This is a genomic window from Nesterenkonia suensis (assembly GCF_054782935.1).
In genome coordinates this window covers 165,630-182,037 of sequence record NZ_BAAGRN010000001.1, presented here as the reverse complement: position 1 = coordinate 182,037, position 16,408 = coordinate 165,630, and the positions used below count along the sequence as shown (strand labels likewise).

16 protein-coding genes are annotated in these 16,408 nt (G+C 68.9%); 10 read left to right on the top strand and 6 right to left on the bottom strand.

The window, feature by feature from the left end; all coding sequences use genetic code 11:
• Positions 1-221 precede the first annotated feature (221 nt).
• The 5 genes from ACYVKI_RS00795 (at position 222) to ACYVKI_RS00775 (ending at position 5,113) form a co-directional block, all read left to right on the top strand.
• Positions 222-1,115: a transporter substrate-binding domain-containing protein gene (locus ACYVKI_RS00795; protein WP_460688448.1), complete on the top strand. Its 894-nt coding sequence runs from the start codon at positions 222-224 to the stop codon at positions 1,113-1,115.
• 84 nt (positions 1,116-1,199) lie between these two features.
• Positions 1,200-2,090, top strand: a complete 891-nt coding sequence (locus ACYVKI_RS00790; protein WP_460688447.1) for an amino acid ABC transporter permease — start codon at positions 1,200-1,202, stop codon at positions 2,088-2,090.
• Positions 2,087-2,809, top strand: a complete 723-nt coding sequence (gene ehuD, locus ACYVKI_RS00785) for an ectoine/hydroxyectoine ABC transporter permease subunit EhuD (protein ID WP_460688446.1) — start codon at positions 2,087-2,089, stop codon at positions 2,807-2,809. The genes ACYVKI_RS00790 and ehuD overlap by 4 nt, the downstream gene beginning before the upstream one ends.
• Positions 2,793-3,620: an ectoine/hydroxyectoine ABC transporter ATP-binding protein EhuA gene (gene ehuA, locus ACYVKI_RS00780; protein WP_460688445.1), complete on the top strand. Its 828-nt coding sequence runs from the start codon at positions 2,793-2,795 to the stop codon at positions 3,618-3,620. Before ehuD ends, ehuA begins: the two co-directional genes overlap by 17 nt.
• A gap of 209 nt (positions 3,621-3,829) precedes the next feature.
• The gene (locus ACYVKI_RS00775; RefSeq protein WP_460688444.1) at positions 3,830-5,113 is read left to right on the top strand and encodes an aspartate kinase; all 1,284 of its coding nucleotides are present in this window, start codon (positions 3,830-3,832) and stop codon (positions 5,111-5,113) included.
• Positions 5,114-5,240: 127 nt separating this feature from the next.
• Here ACYVKI_RS00775 and ACYVKI_RS00770 read toward each other — a convergent pair whose 3' ends face one another.
• Positions 5,241-5,813, bottom strand: coding sequence for a GNAT family N-acetyltransferase (locus ACYVKI_RS00770; protein ID WP_460688443.1), 573 nt, complete (start codon positions 5,811-5,813; stop codon positions 5,241-5,243).
• 368 nt (positions 5,814-6,181) lie between these two features.
• On the opposite strand from ACYVKI_RS00770, the gene ACYVKI_RS00765 reads away from it, so the two are divergent.
• Positions 6,182-7,144, top strand: a complete 963-nt coding sequence (locus ACYVKI_RS00765; RefSeq protein WP_460688442.1) for a 3-methyladenine DNA glycosylase — start codon at positions 6,182-6,184, stop codon at positions 7,142-7,144.
• 121 nt (positions 7,145-7,265) lie between these two features.
• Complete coding sequence (locus tag ACYVKI_RS00760; RefSeq protein ID WP_460688441.1) at positions 7,266-8,288, top strand: NADP-dependent oxidoreductase; 1,023 nt, start codon at positions 7,266-7,268, stop codon at positions 8,286-8,288.
• 84 nt (positions 8,289-8,372) lie between these two features.
• Here ACYVKI_RS00760 and ACYVKI_RS00755 read toward each other — a convergent pair whose 3' ends face one another.
• The 3 genes from ACYVKI_RS00755 to ACYVKI_RS00745 all read right to left on the bottom strand — a co-directional run bounded on the left by ACYVKI_RS00755 (position 8,373) and on the right by ACYVKI_RS00745 (position 10,642).
• Entirely contained in the window at positions 8,373-9,032 is a 660-nt protein-coding gene (locus tag ACYVKI_RS00755; RefSeq protein ID WP_460688440.1) for an NADPH-dependent F420 reductase, read from the bottom strand.
• Between the two features lie 128 nt (positions 9,033-9,160).
• Positions 9,161-9,943, bottom strand: a complete 783-nt coding sequence (locus tag ACYVKI_RS00750; RefSeq protein WP_460688439.1) for an SDR family oxidoreductase — start codon at positions 9,941-9,943, stop codon at positions 9,161-9,163.
• An 87-nt stretch (positions 9,944-10,030) separates the two neighbouring features.
• The gene (locus ACYVKI_RS00745) at positions 10,031-10,642 is read right to left on the bottom strand and encodes a LysE family translocator (protein WP_460688438.1); all 612 of its coding nucleotides are present in this window, start codon (positions 10,640-10,642) and stop codon (positions 10,031-10,033) included.
• 254 nt (positions 10,643-10,896) lie between these two features.
• Here ACYVKI_RS00745 and purS point away from each other — a divergent pair, with 254 nt between their 5' ends.
• From purS to purL, 3 genes are read left to right on the top strand one after another with little or no spacing between them, the layout of a single operon-like run.
• Positions 10,897-11,148 (top strand): phosphoribosylformylglycinamidine synthase subunit PurS, encoded by a 252-nt coding sequence (purS, locus tag ACYVKI_RS00740; RefSeq protein WP_460688437.1) that lies wholly within the window; start codon positions 10,897-10,899, stop codon positions 11,146-11,148.
• Positions 11,148-11,939, top strand: coding sequence for a phosphoribosylformylglycinamidine synthase subunit PurQ (gene purQ / locus ACYVKI_RS00735; protein WP_460688436.1), 792 nt, complete (start codon positions 11,148-11,150; stop codon positions 11,937-11,939). Before purS ends, purQ begins: the two co-directional genes overlap by 1 nt.
• Positions 11,936-14,260, top strand: a complete 2,325-nt coding sequence (gene purL / locus ACYVKI_RS00730) for a phosphoribosylformylglycinamidine synthase subunit PurL (protein ID WP_460688435.1) — start codon at positions 11,936-11,938, stop codon at positions 14,258-14,260. The genes purQ and purL overlap by 4 nt, the downstream gene beginning before the upstream one ends.
• 96 nt (positions 14,261-14,356) lie before the next feature.
• Here purL and ACYVKI_RS00725 read toward each other — a convergent pair whose 3' ends face one another.
• Positions 14,357-15,280 carry a universal stress protein gene (locus ACYVKI_RS00725; RefSeq protein WP_460688434.1) on the bottom strand — a complete coding sequence of 308 codons (924 nt, stop codon included), beginning with the start codon at positions 15,278-15,280 and terminating at the stop codon, positions 14,357-14,359.
• A 144-nt stretch (positions 15,281-15,424) separates the two neighbouring features.
• Positions 15,425-16,273, bottom strand: a complete 849-nt coding sequence (locus ACYVKI_RS00720) for an aldo/keto reductase (RefSeq protein ID WP_460688433.1) — start codon at positions 16,271-16,273, stop codon at positions 15,425-15,427.
• Between the last annotated feature and the right edge of the window lie 135 nt (positions 16,274-16,408).

The following is a 16,408-nucleotide window of genomic DNA, read 5'->3' as shown; positions in this document are numbered from 1 at the left end:
CACTCACCCGGACGCCCGCCGTCGCGCGAGTCCGTCCACTCCGACGCCATATCGTGATTCTTTTCCATGGAGCATTCTCCACCCGCCACCCCGGGCGTCCGAGTAATCATCTCGGGGGGAAAGCAGTTTCCAAATCCTTTAGATGTCACTAGCGTGAGAGCGAGTGCGCACTGCGCACTCGCTCGCATCGATGACGTACACCAGAGGATGAGGTAGACAGCATGGCAGCCAAGACGTCCATGGCAGTGAAGGCCGGAGCCTTCAGCGCCGCGGCACTGCTCGCCCTGACCGCCTGCGGCAACGGCGACGACGACACCACCGCCGAGGAGAACGGCAACGGCGAGGCCGCCGGGGAGACGCTGACCATCGCACTGTTCGGCGAGGAGCCCTACTCGTGGATCGATGAGGACAGCGGTGAGCCGACCGGTGCCACCATCGCGGTGGCCGAGGAGATCTTCGGCGAGCGCATGGGCTACGACATCGACATCGCTGAGGAGCCCGACTGGGGCAACCTCATCCCGGGCCTCAACGCCGGCCACTGGGACGTGGTCTCCGCCGGAATGTCGATCACCGGCGAGCGCTGCGCCGAGGCCGCCTTCGGCGAGCCTGAACTCGTCTACACCACCGCCCTGCTGGTCGAAGAGGGCAACCCGCACGACGTCCACGACTTCGAAGACCTGGCTGACGCCGACCTCGATGTCGTCGCCCTCAGCGGCGCCGTCGAGTCGGGCTACATGGACGAGGTCGGCGTCGACCACAACACTGTGGACAGCGCCGATGACGGCATCGACTACGTCCAGGGCGGCCGTGCCGACGTCTTCGCCCTGACGGCGATCTCGCTCGAGGCCATGGCCGGCGACGTCGACGGCGTCCAGGTCACCGACTCCTTCGCCCATGAGCTCTCGGTCGGTGGCCACACCTTCCGCCCGGACGACACGGACCTGCTGGAGGAGTTCAACGAGCACCTCACCGACCTGAAGGAGTCCGGCGAGTACCTGGACCTCGTCAGCGAGTTCGGCTTCACCGAGGACGAGATGCCGCCCAGCGAGCTGACGGCGCAGGAGCTCTGCGAGGAGGACCCCGCTGAGCTGACCGAGCAGTACCTCGAGGACTGAGCCTCTCAGTCCGCTGCACGCTGCGGCCGGTTCCAGCAGGGACCGGCCGCAGCGTCTGCCACTGCATCGAATTGAGAGGGGCCGATGAACTTCCTGGAAGATTGGGCCGGCTATTTCGAGGTCGTGGTCGCCTGGTCCGACCGACTCCTGGCGGGACTGTGGACCACTGTGCAGCTCGCCCTCTATGGGGGACTGCTGGCATTCGTCATCGCTGTGGCCCTGGGGCTGATGGCGGGCAGCCCCAGCCTGTGGCTGCGTGCTCCGGCGCGAGTGCTCATCGAGTTCTTCCGCGGCATCTCGCTGGTCGTGCTGCTGTTCCTGCTGCTGTACGTGCTCCCCCAGATCTGGATGCGCAACCCGGACCTGCCTTTCGAGGAGCTGATCAGAAACACCTTCCTGCTCGGGGTCCTGGCGCTGGGGATCAACTACGGCGCCTACGGGGCTGAGGCCGTCCGCGCCTCGATGACCACCGTGCCCACGGGCCAGTGGGAGGCGACGACGGCGCTGTCCATGTCCTGGCCGCACAAGATGCGGCGGATCATCTTCCCGCAGGCCTGGGCGCTGATGCTGCCGTCGCTGGCCAACCTGTGGATCCACCTGCTCAAGGGCAGCGCCATCGCCTACATCATCCCCTTCGTCAACGACTTCACCGCCGAGCTGAACAACCTGCGGCGTCCCACTGACATCTGGTTCTCCCATGCCTTCATCGGCCTGGTGGTCTACTTCATCCTGGCGCTGATCCTCACTGTGTTCATGCAGGCGCTCGAGGCTCGGGCCAAGCACAAGCTCGGACGTGGACCCTCGCTGAAGGAGATCCTCTCCCCTGCTCCGAAGGCCACCCCGGCAGATGCCCTCGCCCCCCGCGGCTCGACGTCGACCGCCTCAACAGCCTCAACAGCCTCGACATCCTCGACAGCCAGTGAGTCCGACGATGACCTGCCGTCCCAGCGACCGACCTCGGGAGGTGCCCGATGATCCAGAACGTCCTGCGCGCCGCCGAGATCGACGACCCCACCCGGGTCGATGAGGACGAAGTCCGGGAGAGTCCGCTGTGGGACTGGGAGTTCGCATTCAATGCGTTGCCCGAGATGCTCATGGCCTTCCTCCAGGTCACCCTGGTGGTCACTGTGGTCGGTACGCTCATCGCCGCCGTGTTGGGGCTGATCATCGCCATCCTGATGCGCGTGCTGCCCCGCCCGCTGGCCTGGCTGGTGAAGTGGACCGCGAACTTCATCCGCATGACGCCGATCGTGGTGCAGCTGATCTTCATGTTCTGGACGTTCATGTGGCTGGACGGGCTGACCATCGGCATCATCGTCTTCGGCGTCCACTACGCCACCTACATGTCCGAGGTGTACCGGGCCGGCATCGAGTCAGTGCCCAAGGGCCAGTGGGAGGCGACCACGGCGCTGTCGATGTCTGCAGCGCGCACCTGGCGGCGCGTGGTCATCCCCCAGGCGCTGCGCTCCACCGTGCCCTCACTGGGCAACTATGCGATCTCGATGTTCAAGGACACCCCGTTCCTGATCGTCATCTCGGTGGCCGAGATGGTCACCGTCGCCGGTCAGATCGGCGCCCCCACCTTCCGCTACACCGAAGTCTTCGTGCTGGCCGGGCTGATCTTCCTGGCCGCCAGCTACCCCACTGCCCTTCTGATCAGTCGATTGGAGAAGCGTCTTGCCTACGCCCACTGACCCCTCACCTGCCGGTGCGGTGGCGACGTCGTCCTCGGACGTCCCGGTCATCGAGTTCTGCGACGTGGAGAAGAGCTTCGGCTCCAACGTCGTGCTCAAGGACCTGAACTTCACCGTCGAGCGGGGTGAACGTGTCACACTGATCGGCCCCTCCGGGTCCGGCAAGACGACGATCCTGCGGCTGGTGATGACTCTGGAGGAGCTCACCGGCGGCTACATCTTCATCGATGGGGAGCCGCTGACCCACGAGGAGCGTGGGGGCCGCAGGGTGCCGGTGTCGAAGAAGCGGCAGAAGCAGCTGCGGACCCGGATCGGCATGGTCTTCCAGCAGTTCAACCTGTTCCCGAACATGACGGTGCTGGAGAACATCATCGAGGCCCCGATCCATGTGCTGGGCCGCCCCAAGGCGGAGGCGATCGCCAAGGCCCACGATCTGCTGGAGCAGGTGGGCCTGTCCGACAAGGCCGACGCCCATCCGACCTCGCTCTCCGGCGGACAGCAGCAGCGGGTGGCGATCGCCCGGGCCCTGGCCATGGATCCGGAGATCCTGCTGCTCGACGAGGTCACCTCGGCCCTGGACCCGGAGGTCGTCGGCGAGGTGCTGAACATCCTGCGCCGTGTGGCGGAGACCACCCACGTGACGATGCTGATCGTCACCCATGAGATGGGCTTCGCCCGCGACGTCTCGCACAAGGTGATGATGTTCGACGGCGGCCATGTGGTGGAGTCCGGGCCTCCGGAGAAGATCTTCACCGACCCCGATCACGAGCGCACCCAGGCCTTCCTGGGGGCCGTGCTGCGGGACAACTGAGAGAAGGAACGTCTGTCCGGCCTCGCCCCGGGCCTCGCGCCCGAAACATGCGCTGCCGGATGCCGACCCTGCGGGTCCCCACGGATCCCGACGGCCCGAGCATCCACAGTGTGAGACCGGGCACCGAGCCGTGCCCAGTCGCGGAGCACGCTCATAGAATTGTCCGAAGTCCGCGAAGGAACCCTCCACGGGAGTGAGACACCAACCCCATGAGCTTGATCGTCCAGAAATACGGCGGGTCGTCCGTTGCCGATGCGGAGAGCATCAAACGGGTCGCCCGGAGAGTGGTGGAGACCAAGCGCGCCGGCCACCAGGTCGTCGTCGTGGTCTCCGCGATGGGTGACACCACCGACGAGCTGCTCGACCTGGCGGCCGACATCACCGAGGCCCCGCCCTCGCGAGAGATGGACATCCTGTTGTCCTCCGGCGAGCGCATGTCCATGGCCCTGCTGGCCATGGCGATCCATCAGCTGGGCGAATCGGCCCAGTCCTTCACCGGCTCCCAGGCCGGCATGATCACCGACGCGATCCACGGCAAGGCCCGCATCATCGAGGTCAGCCCGCAGCGCGTGCAGGAGTCGCTCGACGCCGGCCACGTCGGCATCGTCGCAGGCTTCCAGGGGATGAGCCGCGAGTCGAAGGACATCACCACGATGGGCCGCGGCGGCTCGGACACGACAGCCGTCGCCCTGGCCGCCGCGCTGCACGCCGACGCCTGCGAGATCTACACCGACGTCGACGGCGTCTTCACCGCCGACCCGCGTGTGGTCAAGAGCGCCCGCAAGATCGACGAGATCTCCAGCGAGGACATGCTGGAGATGGCCGCCGCCGGCTCCAAGGTGCTGAACCTGCGGTCGGTGGAGTACGCGCGGCGCTTCGGCGTGAAGCTCCACGTGCGCTCCTCGTTCAGCCAGCTCGAAGGAACCTGGGTCATCCCCGACCCGTCAGACGTCATCACCATCCAGGAAGGTGAACCCTTGGAACAGCCCATCATCTCCGGTGTCGCCCACGACAGTTCAGAGGCCAAGCTGACCATCACCGGGGTCCCCGACGTCCCCGGGAAGGCCGCTGAGATCTTCAACCTGATCGCCGAGGCCGGCACGAACATCGACATGATCGTGCAGAACGTCTCGGACGAGACGAAGACGACGAACATCTCCTTCACCCTGCCGGCCGCCGACGGCCCGAAGTCCACGGAGATCCTGCAGGCCCACCAGGAGGGGATCGGCTTCGAGTCGCTGGCCTATGACGAGCAGGTCGGCAAGGTCTCGCTGATCGGCGGCGGCATGCGCCACCACCCCGGCGTCTCCGCCCGGTTCTTCACCGCCCTGCGCGAGGCCGACATCAACATCGGGCTGATCTCCACCTCGGAGATCCGCGTCTCGGTCATCACCGCCGCGGCGGACCTGGAGAAGGCCGTTCGCGCGATCCACACCGCCTTCGGCCTCGACTCCGAGGAGGAGGCCACGGTCTACGCCGGCACCGGCCGCTGAGACTGACCGACCCGGATCCGTGAGCGATGGCTCCGGTGTGCGGGCCCTTCTGAGGCGCTGACAGCGCCGATCAGGGCCCGCACGCCGGAGCCATCGTCGTCGTGGGGCTGGAGCCGTGGCACCGGCGTCATTCCAGAGCTCGCACCACCTGCACTGCGCTGAGCTCCCGGTCGGAGTAGATGAGCCGCACGGCATCCGGATCAGGGTTGCCGGCGTCGGGACCGCGATGCCGCAGCATCAGCCCGGCCTTCTCCGCCACACGGGCGGAGGCGCGATTGTGCTCCAGCAGGTAGGCGATGATGGGCAGTTCCGGCCGTGCCGCGCGGGCTGCCGTGGCACCGGCGCGCGCCACCTCCGTGGCGAGGCCTCGCCCGTGGGCCTCCGCAGCGAGCCGATATCCCATGTTCCAGCAAAACTCGCCGCGGACCGCGCAGCCGCCATGGCCGAACATCTGCCCGGAGGCGGGGTCGCGGACGATCCATTGGCCCAGCCCGTGGTCCTGCCAGCTGAGCTGCCACCGGCGGATCAGCTCCGCGGTCTGGGATTCCTCCGTGTGGCGCAGGGTGGGGAAGTGCGTCCACACCCGCGGGTCGGAGCAGATGGCGTGGAGCTCGGCGAGGTCCCCCTCGGCGGGGCGTACCAGCAGCAGACCAGAGGCCGCGGTCTCCGCGGGGCCCCCAGGATGGGGTTCAGTGCTCATGGGATGACTCTACGACGAGGCTCTCACAAGGACTCCGGAGGGAGGCACCGGGGAGGATCCGGATGAGGCACCGCACGCTCCGGGTCTGGAGGAGGACACTCAGGCGGCAGGAGCGCCACAGGGTGCTCCTGCCGCCTGCGCGTACGGTGCGAGTGACGCGCATGATTCTAACCGAGGACTCAGTCGGGCGTCAGCAATTCCCCGGCTGGGTGCCCGCAGCTGGAAGTTTGCCGAACGCTGCGGCGCCGTCGTCGACCCCGCAGTCCCGGTCGACTCCGGCGTCTACGCCGACTCCACCGGCTCCCCTGACTCCGCCGTCTCAACCGAGCCCTGCCTCCCAGCCGGACCCGGTATTCTGGCACGCGCCCATGAGCATTCCCCGTACTTCCGCCCCCTCACAGGGCCAGATCGTCTTCCCGCCCCTGCCGGCCGGGCACCGGATCGTGCCCGCCGAGGCCCGGCGTGCTCGCACGGAAGAGCATCACCGGCGCGTGGAGACCTATACCCGGGACTTCCTGGCCCGCCGGCACGCTGGGCAGAAGCATCCGGTGGAGGACTTCCTGTTCACCTACTACTCCCACTCCCCCGGGCAGCTGGCCCGCTGGCATCCGGGAGTCGGCGTCGTGCTGGAGGGCGCCGGCGCCTCCGAGCAGGCCGAGTGGAAGTTCTACACCACGGTCGACGACGGCACCGCCTCCTCAGGGGTGACGGTCGACGTCGTGCGGTTCCGCCAGGAGCGGGACTCGATGATCGGCTTCGCCCGCCGCCTGCTGAGTGCGACGGCGGCACGTCCGGCGCAGCTGGGCTGCTTCGGCCTGCATGAGTGGGCGATGGTCTACCGGTCGGTCCACCACGGGCAGCGCCATGATCAGGTGCCCCTGCGGCTGGGCGCCGACGGCACCGATGAGGTGGTGGAGTCGCTGAACATCCGCTGCACCCACTTCGACGCCTACCGGTTCTATACGCCCTCAGCACGGCCGATGAATGCGCTGACCCCCACGCGGGAGAGTCAGGTACAGATGGAGCAGCCGGGGTGTCTGCACGCGAACATGGACCTCTACAAGTGGGCGTACAAGCTCATCCCGGCGGTCGGCAGTGACCTGCTGTTGGACTGCTTCGACCTCGCGTGGCGCATCCGCGAGCTGGACATGCGCGCTTCGCCGTACGATCTGGCCGACTGGGGCTACGAACCGGTGCGGATCGAGACCCCGCAGGGGCGGGCCGACTACGCTCGGGCGCAGAAGGGTTTCGCCGAGGAGTCCCAGGCGCTGCGGGGACGGATCCTGAGGGTTCTGGACGATATGGATGCCCTGGCTGACGCGCGATCTTGACCCGTCGCCGTGGGCCCCTCACCTCCCCCTGTGAACCGGACGTCTCAGCCCGGCGGTGGAATACCGCCCCGCCACCCAGCGCTGAAGCGCATCAGGTTTACCCCTTCGGAAAGGACCACCGATGCCAGACTCCCCCGCTGCCACCAGCACCCAGATCCAGCTGATCCGCCGCCCCTCCGGCACGCCGACCCCTGAGGACTTCCGCACGGTCCACCTCGAGCTGCCCCCGCTGGCCGATGGCGAGGTGCGGGTGGCCAATGAGTTCATCTCCGTGGACCCCTACATGCGCGGCCGGATGAACGATATGAAGAGCTACATCCCACCCTTCGCCCTCGGCGAGACCATGACCGGCGGGGCCGTCGGACGCGTCGTGGCCTCGCGGGCGGAGTCCCTGCCCGTGGGCACCGCCGTGCTGCACCAGCTGGGCTGGCGCGACGTCACCCAGGACGTCGCCGCGTCCTTCCGCCCGGTGCCGGAGATCCCGGGGGCACCGCTGTCCCTCCACCTGGGGATCCTCGGCATGACCGGACTGACCGCCTATGTGGGACTGACGGCCATCGCCGAGCTGCGCGAGGGGGACACGGTGTTCATCTCCGGCGCGGCCGGTGCCGTGGGGTCCGCAGCCGGGCAGATCGCCCGCCTGCTGGGCGCCCCCCGCGTCATCGGCTCGGCCGGCTCTGCCGAGAAGGTGGCGCTGCTGCAGGAGAAGTACGGCTATCACGCCGCGTTCGACTACAAGAATGCGCCGGTCCGCGAGCAGCTCCCCCGGCACGCTCCCGACGGGGTGGACGTCTTCTTCGACAACGTCGGCGGCGACCATCTGCAGGCCGCCCTGGACGTGATGAACGACGGCGGCCGCCTGGCCCTGTGCGGCGCGATCTCCAGCTACAACGCCGAGCGACCTGTCCCGGGGCCGGACAACCTGGCGAACCTGATCACCCGGGGCCTGCGCATGCAGGGCTTCACTCTGGGCGGCCACCTCCACCACGCCGCGGCATTCCAGGAGCGGATGGCCGAATGGTTCCCCACCGGTGAGATCGCCTACGACGAGACGGTCGTCGACGGCATCGAGAACGCGGTGGACGCGTTCCTGGGCATGATGGACGGCGCCAACATCGGCAAGATGGTAGTGCGCACCGCCTGACGGCGGACCAGGGGACCCCCGATACTGTTCGGCCCCGGGACGCGGGTCCCGGGGCCGAACGGCGTCCTGTGGCAGGCCGCCGACTCAGGCCTCGGCGAAGACCCGCTCGCACTCCTGGGCCAGCAGGGCCCGCATCTGCTCGGCAGTGTGCCGCCCGGCGAAGATCTCGGTGCCGTTCTCGAAGGCCCGGCCCGCGGCCAGCGGACCGGCGTCGACGGCGTCATACCCGAGTGTGTCGATGAACCCGGCCACCAGCTCCTTGGCCTCGGCGTCGTCCGAGGCCACTCCCAGGGCGCGGCGGTTCGGCGCACCCGCAGGGTGGGAGTCGACCTCCAGGTCGCCATAGCCGATATGGTTCAGCGTCTTGACCAGTCGCACGTCGCCGAGGAACTCGGCGATGACCTCGGAGGTGGAGCGGCTGCCGTCGAACTCCTCCATCAGCCCGTCCACCGGCGCCCAGTAGTTCATCGTGTCGATGACCACGTGGTCCTGCAGCACGGAGGTGTCGATGCTGCGGTACTTGTGCAGCGGCACCGCCACTATGATCAGGTCTGCTCCGCGCAGCTCATGCCTGCCCACGGCCCGCGCACCGGGAACGATCACCTCAGTGAGCAGCCGGATGTCCTCCGCCGGGCGTCCGGTGGCGATGTTCACCGTGTGGCCTGCACGGACGGCCTGGCGCGCGACGGCGGTGCCCACACGGCCGGCGCCGAGGATGCCGAGGGTCAGCGGCTGAGCGGTCATCTGCTGCTCCTGAGGGGTCGAGAAGGATCAGGTCGGAAAGTACTTCCGATTTGAAAGAACGGCGCGGCGGTGGGATTTGTTCCCACCGGGCACTGGGATAGAGACCCGGGATCCGCCCAGCCGACGCCTCAGATTGCTGGCTGCTCCGCCAGCCACTGCTCGAACGTCGTCCTCGCGACGACGTCGGGTGCGGCCGGGATCAGGCTGCCGTCGCCGAGCGAGGCCCGGCCCACGGGCAGGCGCATGACTCGGCCCACCTGCTGAGCGCGCAGGTTGTACCGGGCCGCCGCCCGAGCCATGTCCAGCTCTTCTGGACCGCAGACCTCCAGGGTGGGCTCCGGCGATCTGCTCAGCGCCTGCTCGGCCACCGCATCGGCGGCCTCAGCGGCCGCCAGAGGTCGCGTGACCACGGCCGGCACCACAGCGATCGGCCCCAGGCGGATCTGTGTCAGGAACTCTGGCAGCAGTTCGTACCACTGGGTCGTGCGCACGATCGAGACCCGGCGGGCCGATGACGGCGCTGCTCGGTAGATCTGCTCCTGGATGGACTTGGCCTGGTAGTAGCCCAGCCAGCGGTTCACCCGGGGCTCCCAGCAGTTCACGATGGACACACACACGATCCGCGGCAGGCCACCTCGGCGGGTGGTGTCTTCGCCGAGCGCCGCGACCACGTTCTCCGCCGCCGCCCGGAAGAACCGCACCGCAGGCCCCGCGGCGAGCGAGGGCCGGTTCAGGCAGTCGACGACGGCGTCCACCCCGTTCAGAGCGTGCTCCAGGGTCTCCGCGTCCAGGACGTCGACGCCGTCAGCACGACTGATCGGCACCACCTGCTGACCGGCGTCTTCGAGTCTGGCGCGTACCAGGCTCCCCAGGACTCCCCCGGCGCCCAGAACGGCGATCCGCTGCGACATCCTCGGCTCCTTCGCTCGGCGATGACCTGCTCCGACCACTCTCGGCCACCGCCGGCGCACGCAGCGAGGCCTGCCGCCCGGCTCAGGTCACTGCAGCGCCACCCGCAGGCTCAGCCCGCCCAGCGCCAGACCGGTGACCGAGTCCAGCACGCGGCGGACCCGGCGCCGCTGCACCCACCGGGAGGCGCTGTCGATCAGCAGGGTCAGCACCACCAGCTGGATCAGACCCAGCACCGGCATGGTGCTGGCCATCAGCCCCAATGCCCAGATCGGCATCTCCGGGGTCATAAACTGCGGGAACAGCGCCAGGTAGAACATCAGCACCGCAGGATTGGTGATGTTGGTCAGGAAGCCCTGCCGGTAGCCGCGCGCCGCGACGCCGCTGTCAGCCAGCATGGCGGTGTACTTCCCCTCCCAGGCTGAGCGCAGCGCCTGCAGCGCCAGCCACGCCAGGTAGGCCACTCCGATCCATCGGAGGGTCTGCAGCACCGGCTGGGACTGGGAGATCAGCACGCCCAGCCCGGCGGCGGTCAGCACACCTTGGATCGCCACGGCGGTGGTGACGCCCAGGGCGGTGGCCACCCCACCGCGGCGCCCGCTCATCAGGGCGTTCTTCAGCACGACGGCGGTGTCCGAGCCCGGAGTGATGATCACCAGGGCGGCGATCAGCAGGAAACTCACGTAGGCGCTCCATTCCATGGGTGCCAGTATGCCCCCTGCGTTCCGGCTCCGGCATGTCAGCATCGGCGCGCACCAGGGGTGACCGCTGCCCCGACCTCGCGGCCGCGGGACAGCCGGTAGACTGGGCCGGCAAGCTCGCGGAGCGCCTGGAAGTCCGCCGCCGACCCGGTGGTGGGCGGACAGGCGTGAGACGGCATCTGACCGCTGCGCCCGGCAGGGCCCAGTGCTGGTCCGCGGGCACGTTCCACCCGCACACAAGCACAGGAGACTCCATGCCGCGCATCGTCGTCGAGGTCATGCCCAAACCTGAGATCCTCGACCCGCAGGGCAAGGCAATCGCCTCGGCCCTCCCCCACCTCGGCTTCCAGAACTTCTCCGCGGTCCGCCAGGGGAAGCGCTTCGAACTGACCGTGGACGGTACGGTCACCGACGAGGCCCTGGCCCAGGCCCGGAAGGCCGCCGAGGAGATGCTCTCCAACCCGGTCATCGAGGACGTCGTCGACGTGCGGGTGGAGGACGCCTGATGACGGAGACTCCCCTGATCGGCGGCTCCGGCGCCTCGCCCGACGGCGCCCCGTTGGGCGGCGCGCGCGTCGGCGTCGTCACCTTCCCCGGCACCCTGGACGACCGCGACGCGGCCCGGGCGGTCCGCCTGGCCGGCGGCACTGCCGTGCCGCTGTGGCATGCTGACGATACGCTCGCCGACGTCGACGCCGTCATCATCCCGGGCGGCTTCTCCTATGGTGACTATCTGCGCGCCGGGGCGATCTCCCGCTTCGCCCCGCTGATGAGCCGCCTCACCGAGGCGGCCACGGCGACCACCGGCAACCCGCTGCCGGTGCTGGGCATCTGCAACGGGTTCCAGATCCTCACCGAAGCTCACCTGCTGCCCGGTTCGATGATCAAGAACGACCACCTGAAGTTCCGCTGCGCCGACCAGGTGCTGCGCGTGGAGAACACCTCCACCGCGTGGACCAGCCAGTTCACCGACGACGAGCTGATCACGGTGCCGTTGAAGAACCAGGACGGCCAGTACGTGGCCGACGAGGAGACCCTCGCCCGGCTCGAGGGAGAAGGTCTGGTGGCGTTCCGCTACGTGGGCTCCAACCCCAACGGCTCCCGCCATGACATCGCCGGCGTCACCAACCCTGGAGGAAACGTGGTGGGTCTGATGCCGCACCCGGAGCACGCGGTGGAGGCGGGCTACGGCTCCGAGGACTCCACCGGCATGCGCAACGGCACCGACGGACTGACCGTGTTCACCTCCGTCCTCTCGTCCCTGGCCGGATCCGACGCTGCAGGAGACACTAAGTGAGCGAATTCAACATCGACACCGTCGAGCATGCCGCCGCGACCCCGGAGACCGACCTCCCCTGGGCCGAGCTGGGCCTGAAGGAGGACGAGTACGCCCGCATCCGCGAGATCCTCGGGCGGCGCCCGACGGCGGCGGAGCTGGCCATGTACTCCGTCATGTGGTCCGAGCACTGCTCCTACAAGTCCTCCAAGGTCCACCTGCGCCAGTTCGGCGACAAGGTCACCGAGGAGATGACGAAGGACCTGATGGTCGGCATCGGCGAGAACGCCGGGGTGACGAACCTCGGCGACGGCTGGGCCGTGACCTTCAAGATCGAGTCGCACAACCACCCCTCCTATGTGGAGCCCTACCAGGGTGCGGCCACCGGGATCGGCGGCATCGTGCGGGACATCATCTCCATGGGCGCCCGCCCGGTGGCGGTGATGGACCCGCTGCGCTTCGGCGACATCGACCACCCGGACACCAAGCGCGTACTGCCGGGCGTGGTCTCCGGCATCGGCGGCTATGGGAACTCCCTGGGCCTGCCGAACATCGGCGGCGAGGTCGTCTTCGACTCCGTGTACCAGCAGAACCCGCTGGTCAACGCCCTGGCCGTGGGCGTGATGCGCCATGAGGACATCCGCCTGGCCAACGCCTCGGGCGTAGGCAACAAGGTGGTGCTGTTCGGAGCGCGCACCGGCGGCGACGGGATCGGCGGCGCCTCCGTGCTGGCCTCGGAGTCCTTCGACGACACCAAGCCCTCGAAGCGGCCCGCCGTGCAGGTGGGCGACCCGTTCTCGGAGAAGGTGCTCATCGAGTGCTGCCTGGAACTGTTCCACGCGGAGCTGGTGGAGGGGATCCAGGACCTGGGTGCGGCGGGGATCTCGTGCGCCACCAGCGAGCTGGCGTCCAACGGGGAGGGCGGCATGCACGTGGAGCTGACCGACGTGCTGCTGCGCGACCCGTCCCTGACCCCGGGCGAAATCCTGATGTCCGAGTCCCAGGAACGCATGATGGCCGTGGTCACCCCGGCCAACGCCGAGGCCTTCGAGCAGGTCATGGCCAAGTGGGGCGTGGAGTACTCCTGGCTGGGCGAGGTCACCGACACCGGTCGGCTGATCATCGAGTGGGACGGCGAGACCATCGTCGACGTCGACCCACGCACCGTGGCCCACGACGGCCCCGTCTACGAGCGCCCGTACCAGCGGCCCTCCTGGCAGGACGAGCTGCAGGCCGACACCTTCCGCACCTCCGCGGCAGGCCAGGACCTGCCGGCCTCCGGCGAACAGCTGGAGCAGGCGGTGAGGGAGCTGATGTCGTCGCCGAACATGGCCGACACCTCCTGGATCACCGACCAGTACGACCGATTCGTGGGCGGCAACACGGCGCTGTCCCAGCCGGACGACGCCGGTGTGATCCGTGTGGACGAGACGACCGGCCTCGGCGTCGGGCTCTCCACCGACTGCAACGCCCGCTACGCCTACCTGGACCCCTACACCGGCGCACAGCTCTCCCTGGCTGAGGCCTACCGCAATGTGGCCACCTCGGGTGCGGTGCCGAAGGCCGTCTCCGACTGTCTGAACTTCGGGTCCCCGGAGGACCCGGAGATCATGTGGCAGTTCGCCGAGGCGGTGCGCGGCCTGGCTGACGGCTGCCAGGAGCTGGGCATCCCGGTCACCGGCGGCAATGTCTCCCTGTACAACCAGACAGCGGGTCGGGCCATCCACCCGACCCCGGTGGTGGGCGTGCTGGGCCGCTTCGACGACGTCGCCCGCCGCACCCCCTCGGGCGTCCAGCGCTGGGCCGACGGCCAGGCGATCTACCTGCTGGGCGTGACCCGCGACGAGCTCGACGGCTCGGAGTTCGCCCGGCTGCGCGGCCACCTGGGCGGCGTGCCCCCGCGGGTGGACCTGGCCGCGGAGAAGACGCTGGCCGAGATCCTCATCAACGCCTCCCGGGACGGCATGATCGACGCCGCCCACGACCTCTCCGAGGGCGGCCTGGCAGCCGGACTGGCGGAGATGAGCCTGCGTTTCGGCGTCGGCTCCCGGGTGGCGCTGGACGGAATCTGCGAGCGCGACGGTGTGGACGCCTTCACCGCGCTGTTCAGCGAGTCCCAGGCCCGCGCCGTAGTCGCCCTGCCCCGCTCCGAGGAGGTGCGGTTCACGGACATGACGACGGCCCGTGGATTCGCCGCCCTGCGGATCGGGGTGGTCGACGCCCAGGCCGGCACCCTCGAGGTGACCGGGCCGTTCGACGGCGGCTCCTTCACCCTGGGGCTCGACGAGTTGCGCGAGGCGTGGAGCGCGGTGATCCCCAGCCGCTTCGGCTCAGAGGTCTGAGCCTCACACCCCTGCATCGAGTGGCCACGGATCCGGCTTCTCCCCTCCCGACACGGCGTGTCATCGGGGAGATCCCGGGATTCGTGGCCACTCGTGTCAGCTCTGCGGGACGATCATCAGCGGTCCTCCCGCATGGTGCATGATCGCCAAGGACGTGGACCCCAGGAGCATGCCGGTGAACCCGCCGTGTCCTCGGGTGCCGACGACCGTCAGCGGCGCCGACCGCGTCTCGTCAACCATGACCGCGGCCGCGGCGCCGTCGCGGACTTCGGTCTCCACGGTCATCTCGGGGAACGCAGTTCGCACGGCGGCGGCATGATCCTCCACCGTGCGGGTGAGCTGCTCGCGTGCCGAGCGTCGCTGCTCTTCGAGCGAGACCCAGGCCTCCACATCCGGGGACACCGGCGCCAGCGCGCTGATCAGCCGCACCGGGAGGCGAAGTGCCTGGGCCCAGCGAGCGGCCTCTTCGGCGGCTGCGCGACTGTGCGCCGACTCATCCACGCCGACGGCGAGAGCGGCTCCCGCAGAGAAGTCCCGTGTGCCCTCAGCGTCCGGAGGGACGATGATCACCGGACAGTGGGAGCGTGAGGGCAGGCTGGCCGACGTGGATCCCAGCAACATGCCGGTGAAGCCACCTCGTCCCCGTGTGCCGACGACGATGGCCGCGGCGTTGCTGGAGAGCTCCGCCAGGGCTTGTGGTGCGGGGCCGCGGGTGACCATCCCCCGGACGTCGGCGCGGTCCGCCCCCGCCTCGGCCAGTGCTCGGCGCAGCATGTTCTCGCCCTCGTCACGGATCCCAGCTTCGTCGACGACGGGCTGGCCGTAGGAGGCCGCCTGGACTGCGTAGTTGGAGATCGGGTAGGCGAACACAGCGGTCAGCGGCAGTCCTGCGGAGGCCGCCAGCCTGGCGCCAGTATGGAGCGCTGTCTTGGCATGGTCTGACCCGTCGACTCCGACGACAACCCCGTGACGGGTTCCCGCGATGTCACGTGACGCGCTCTCTTCTCGGTTCTCGGTCATCTCTGACTCCTCTCGTCCAGCATCGTGGCGACCCACCCCACGTCGCCGAGCATAGGCGTGCGGCGCTCCGCCGACCAGACTTGCTGTGTCGCGACCGGCTGCTGACGCGCAGACACCGGGCGAGAAGGTCTGAGGACGAGTGGATCAGAACTCCTCGTACTCCGCGGGGTCCTGGCCGGCGAGCCGACCGTCGGGCTTCGCCAGGCCGGCGATGCGCTCCATGTGTGCGTCGGTGAGCTCGATGTCGTAGATGTCAAGGTTCTCCCGCTGCCGCGCCGGGTCGGCGGACTTGGGCAGCGCGATGGTGCCCCGCTGGACGTGCCAGCGCAGGATGGTCTGCACCGGGCTGCGGCCGAGCTCCTCGGCGATCTCGGCGACGACGGGCTCCTGCTGCAGCTGGGAGTGCCGGCCCACAGGGCTCCAGGCCTCGACGGCGATGCCCCGCTCGGTGTTGGCGGCCAGCTGGTCCTCCTGGGGGAACCAGGGGTGGATCTCGATCTGGTTCACGCTGGGGGTCACACCGGTCTCCCGGTGGAGGCGGTCCAGGTGCTCGGGCAGGAAGTTGCTGACCCCGATGGAGCGCAGCAGACCGCGCTCCCGCAGGTCGATAAGCGCCTGCCAGGCTTCCACGTAGACGTCCTGCTTCGGGTTCGGCCAGTGGATGAGGTACAGGTCGAAGTGGTCCAGGCCGGCCCGGTAGAGCGACTCCTCGACCGCCTCGACGGCCTGGTCGTAGCGGTGGTAGCGGCCGGGCAGCTTGGAGGTCACCCGCAGCTCGTCCCGTGAGATCCCGGAGGAGACGATGCCCGCCCCCACGGCTCCCTCGTTCTCGTAGTTGTAGGCAGTGTCCAGCAGGCGGTACCCGGAGCGGATTCCGGCCGCGATGGCCTCCGCACCGGCAGATCCGCGCAGCTTGTAGGTCCCGAGACCCAGCTCCGGGAGGGTGGTGCCGTCGTTCAGGGTGCGGGTGGGGACGTCGGTCTGGTCGGTCATGGTCTCAGAGTCCTCCTGACGGGCGGGGATGCAGTGTCGGCGTAAGGGCCACGGTGCCCATCCTGCCACCCGCTCCCCTGCGGCTGTCACGCCGGCGTGACCGGCTCTCCCACCTGCCCTGGAGGCGGCGTCGCA

Coding starts and splice junctions, on each gene's coding strand:
- ACYVKI_RS00795 (WP_460688448.1), top strand. CDS start 222: ATGGCAGCCAAGACGTCCATGGCAGTGAAGGCCGGAGCCTTCAGCGCC.
- ACYVKI_RS00790 (WP_460688447.1), top strand. CDS start 1,200: ATGAACTTCCTGGAAGATTGGGCCGGCTATTTCGAGGTCGTGGTCGCC.
- ehuD (WP_460688446.1), top strand. CDS start 2,087: ATGATCCAGAACGTCCTGCGCGCCGCCGAGATCGACGACCCCACCCGG.
- ACYVKI_RS00775 (WP_460688444.1), top strand. CDS start 3,830: ATGAGCTTGATCGTCCAGAAATACGGCGGGTCGTCCGTTGCCGATGCG.
- ACYVKI_RS00770 (WP_460688443.1), bottom strand. CDS start 5,813: ATGAGCACTGAACCCCATCCTGGGGGCCCCGCGGAGACCGCGGCCTCT.
- ACYVKI_RS00765 (WP_460688442.1), top strand. CDS start 6,182: ATGAGCATTCCCCGTACTTCCGCCCCCTCACAGGGCCAGATCGTCTTC.
- ACYVKI_RS00760 (WP_460688441.1), top strand. CDS start 7,266: ATGCCAGACTCCCCCGCTGCCACCAGCACCCAGATCCAGCTGATCCGC.
- ACYVKI_RS00755 (WP_460688440.1), bottom strand. CDS start 9,032: ATGACCGCTCAGCCGCTGACCCTCGGCATCCTCGGCGCCGGCCGTGTG.
- ACYVKI_RS00750 (WP_460688439.1), bottom strand. CDS start 9,943: ATGTCGCAGCGGATCGCCGTTCTGGGCGCCGGGGGAGTCCTGGGGAGC.
- ACYVKI_RS00745 (WP_460688438.1), bottom strand. CDS start 10,642: ATGGAATGGAGCGCCTACGTGAGTTTCCTGCTGATCGCCGCCCTGGTG.
- purS (WP_460688437.1), top strand. CDS start 10,897: ATGCCGCGCATCGTCGTCGAGGTCATGCCCAAACCTGAGATCCTCGAC.
- purQ (WP_460688436.1), top strand. CDS start 11,148: ATGACGGAGACTCCCCTGATCGGCGGCTCCGGCGCCTCGCCCGACGGC.
- ACYVKI_RS00725 (WP_460688434.1), bottom strand. CDS start 15,280: ATGACCGAGAACCGAGAAGAGAGCGCGTCACGTGACATCGCGGGAACC.
- ACYVKI_RS00720 (WP_460688433.1), bottom strand. CDS start 16,273: ATGACCGACCAGACCGACGTCCCCACCCGCACCCTGAACGACGGCACC.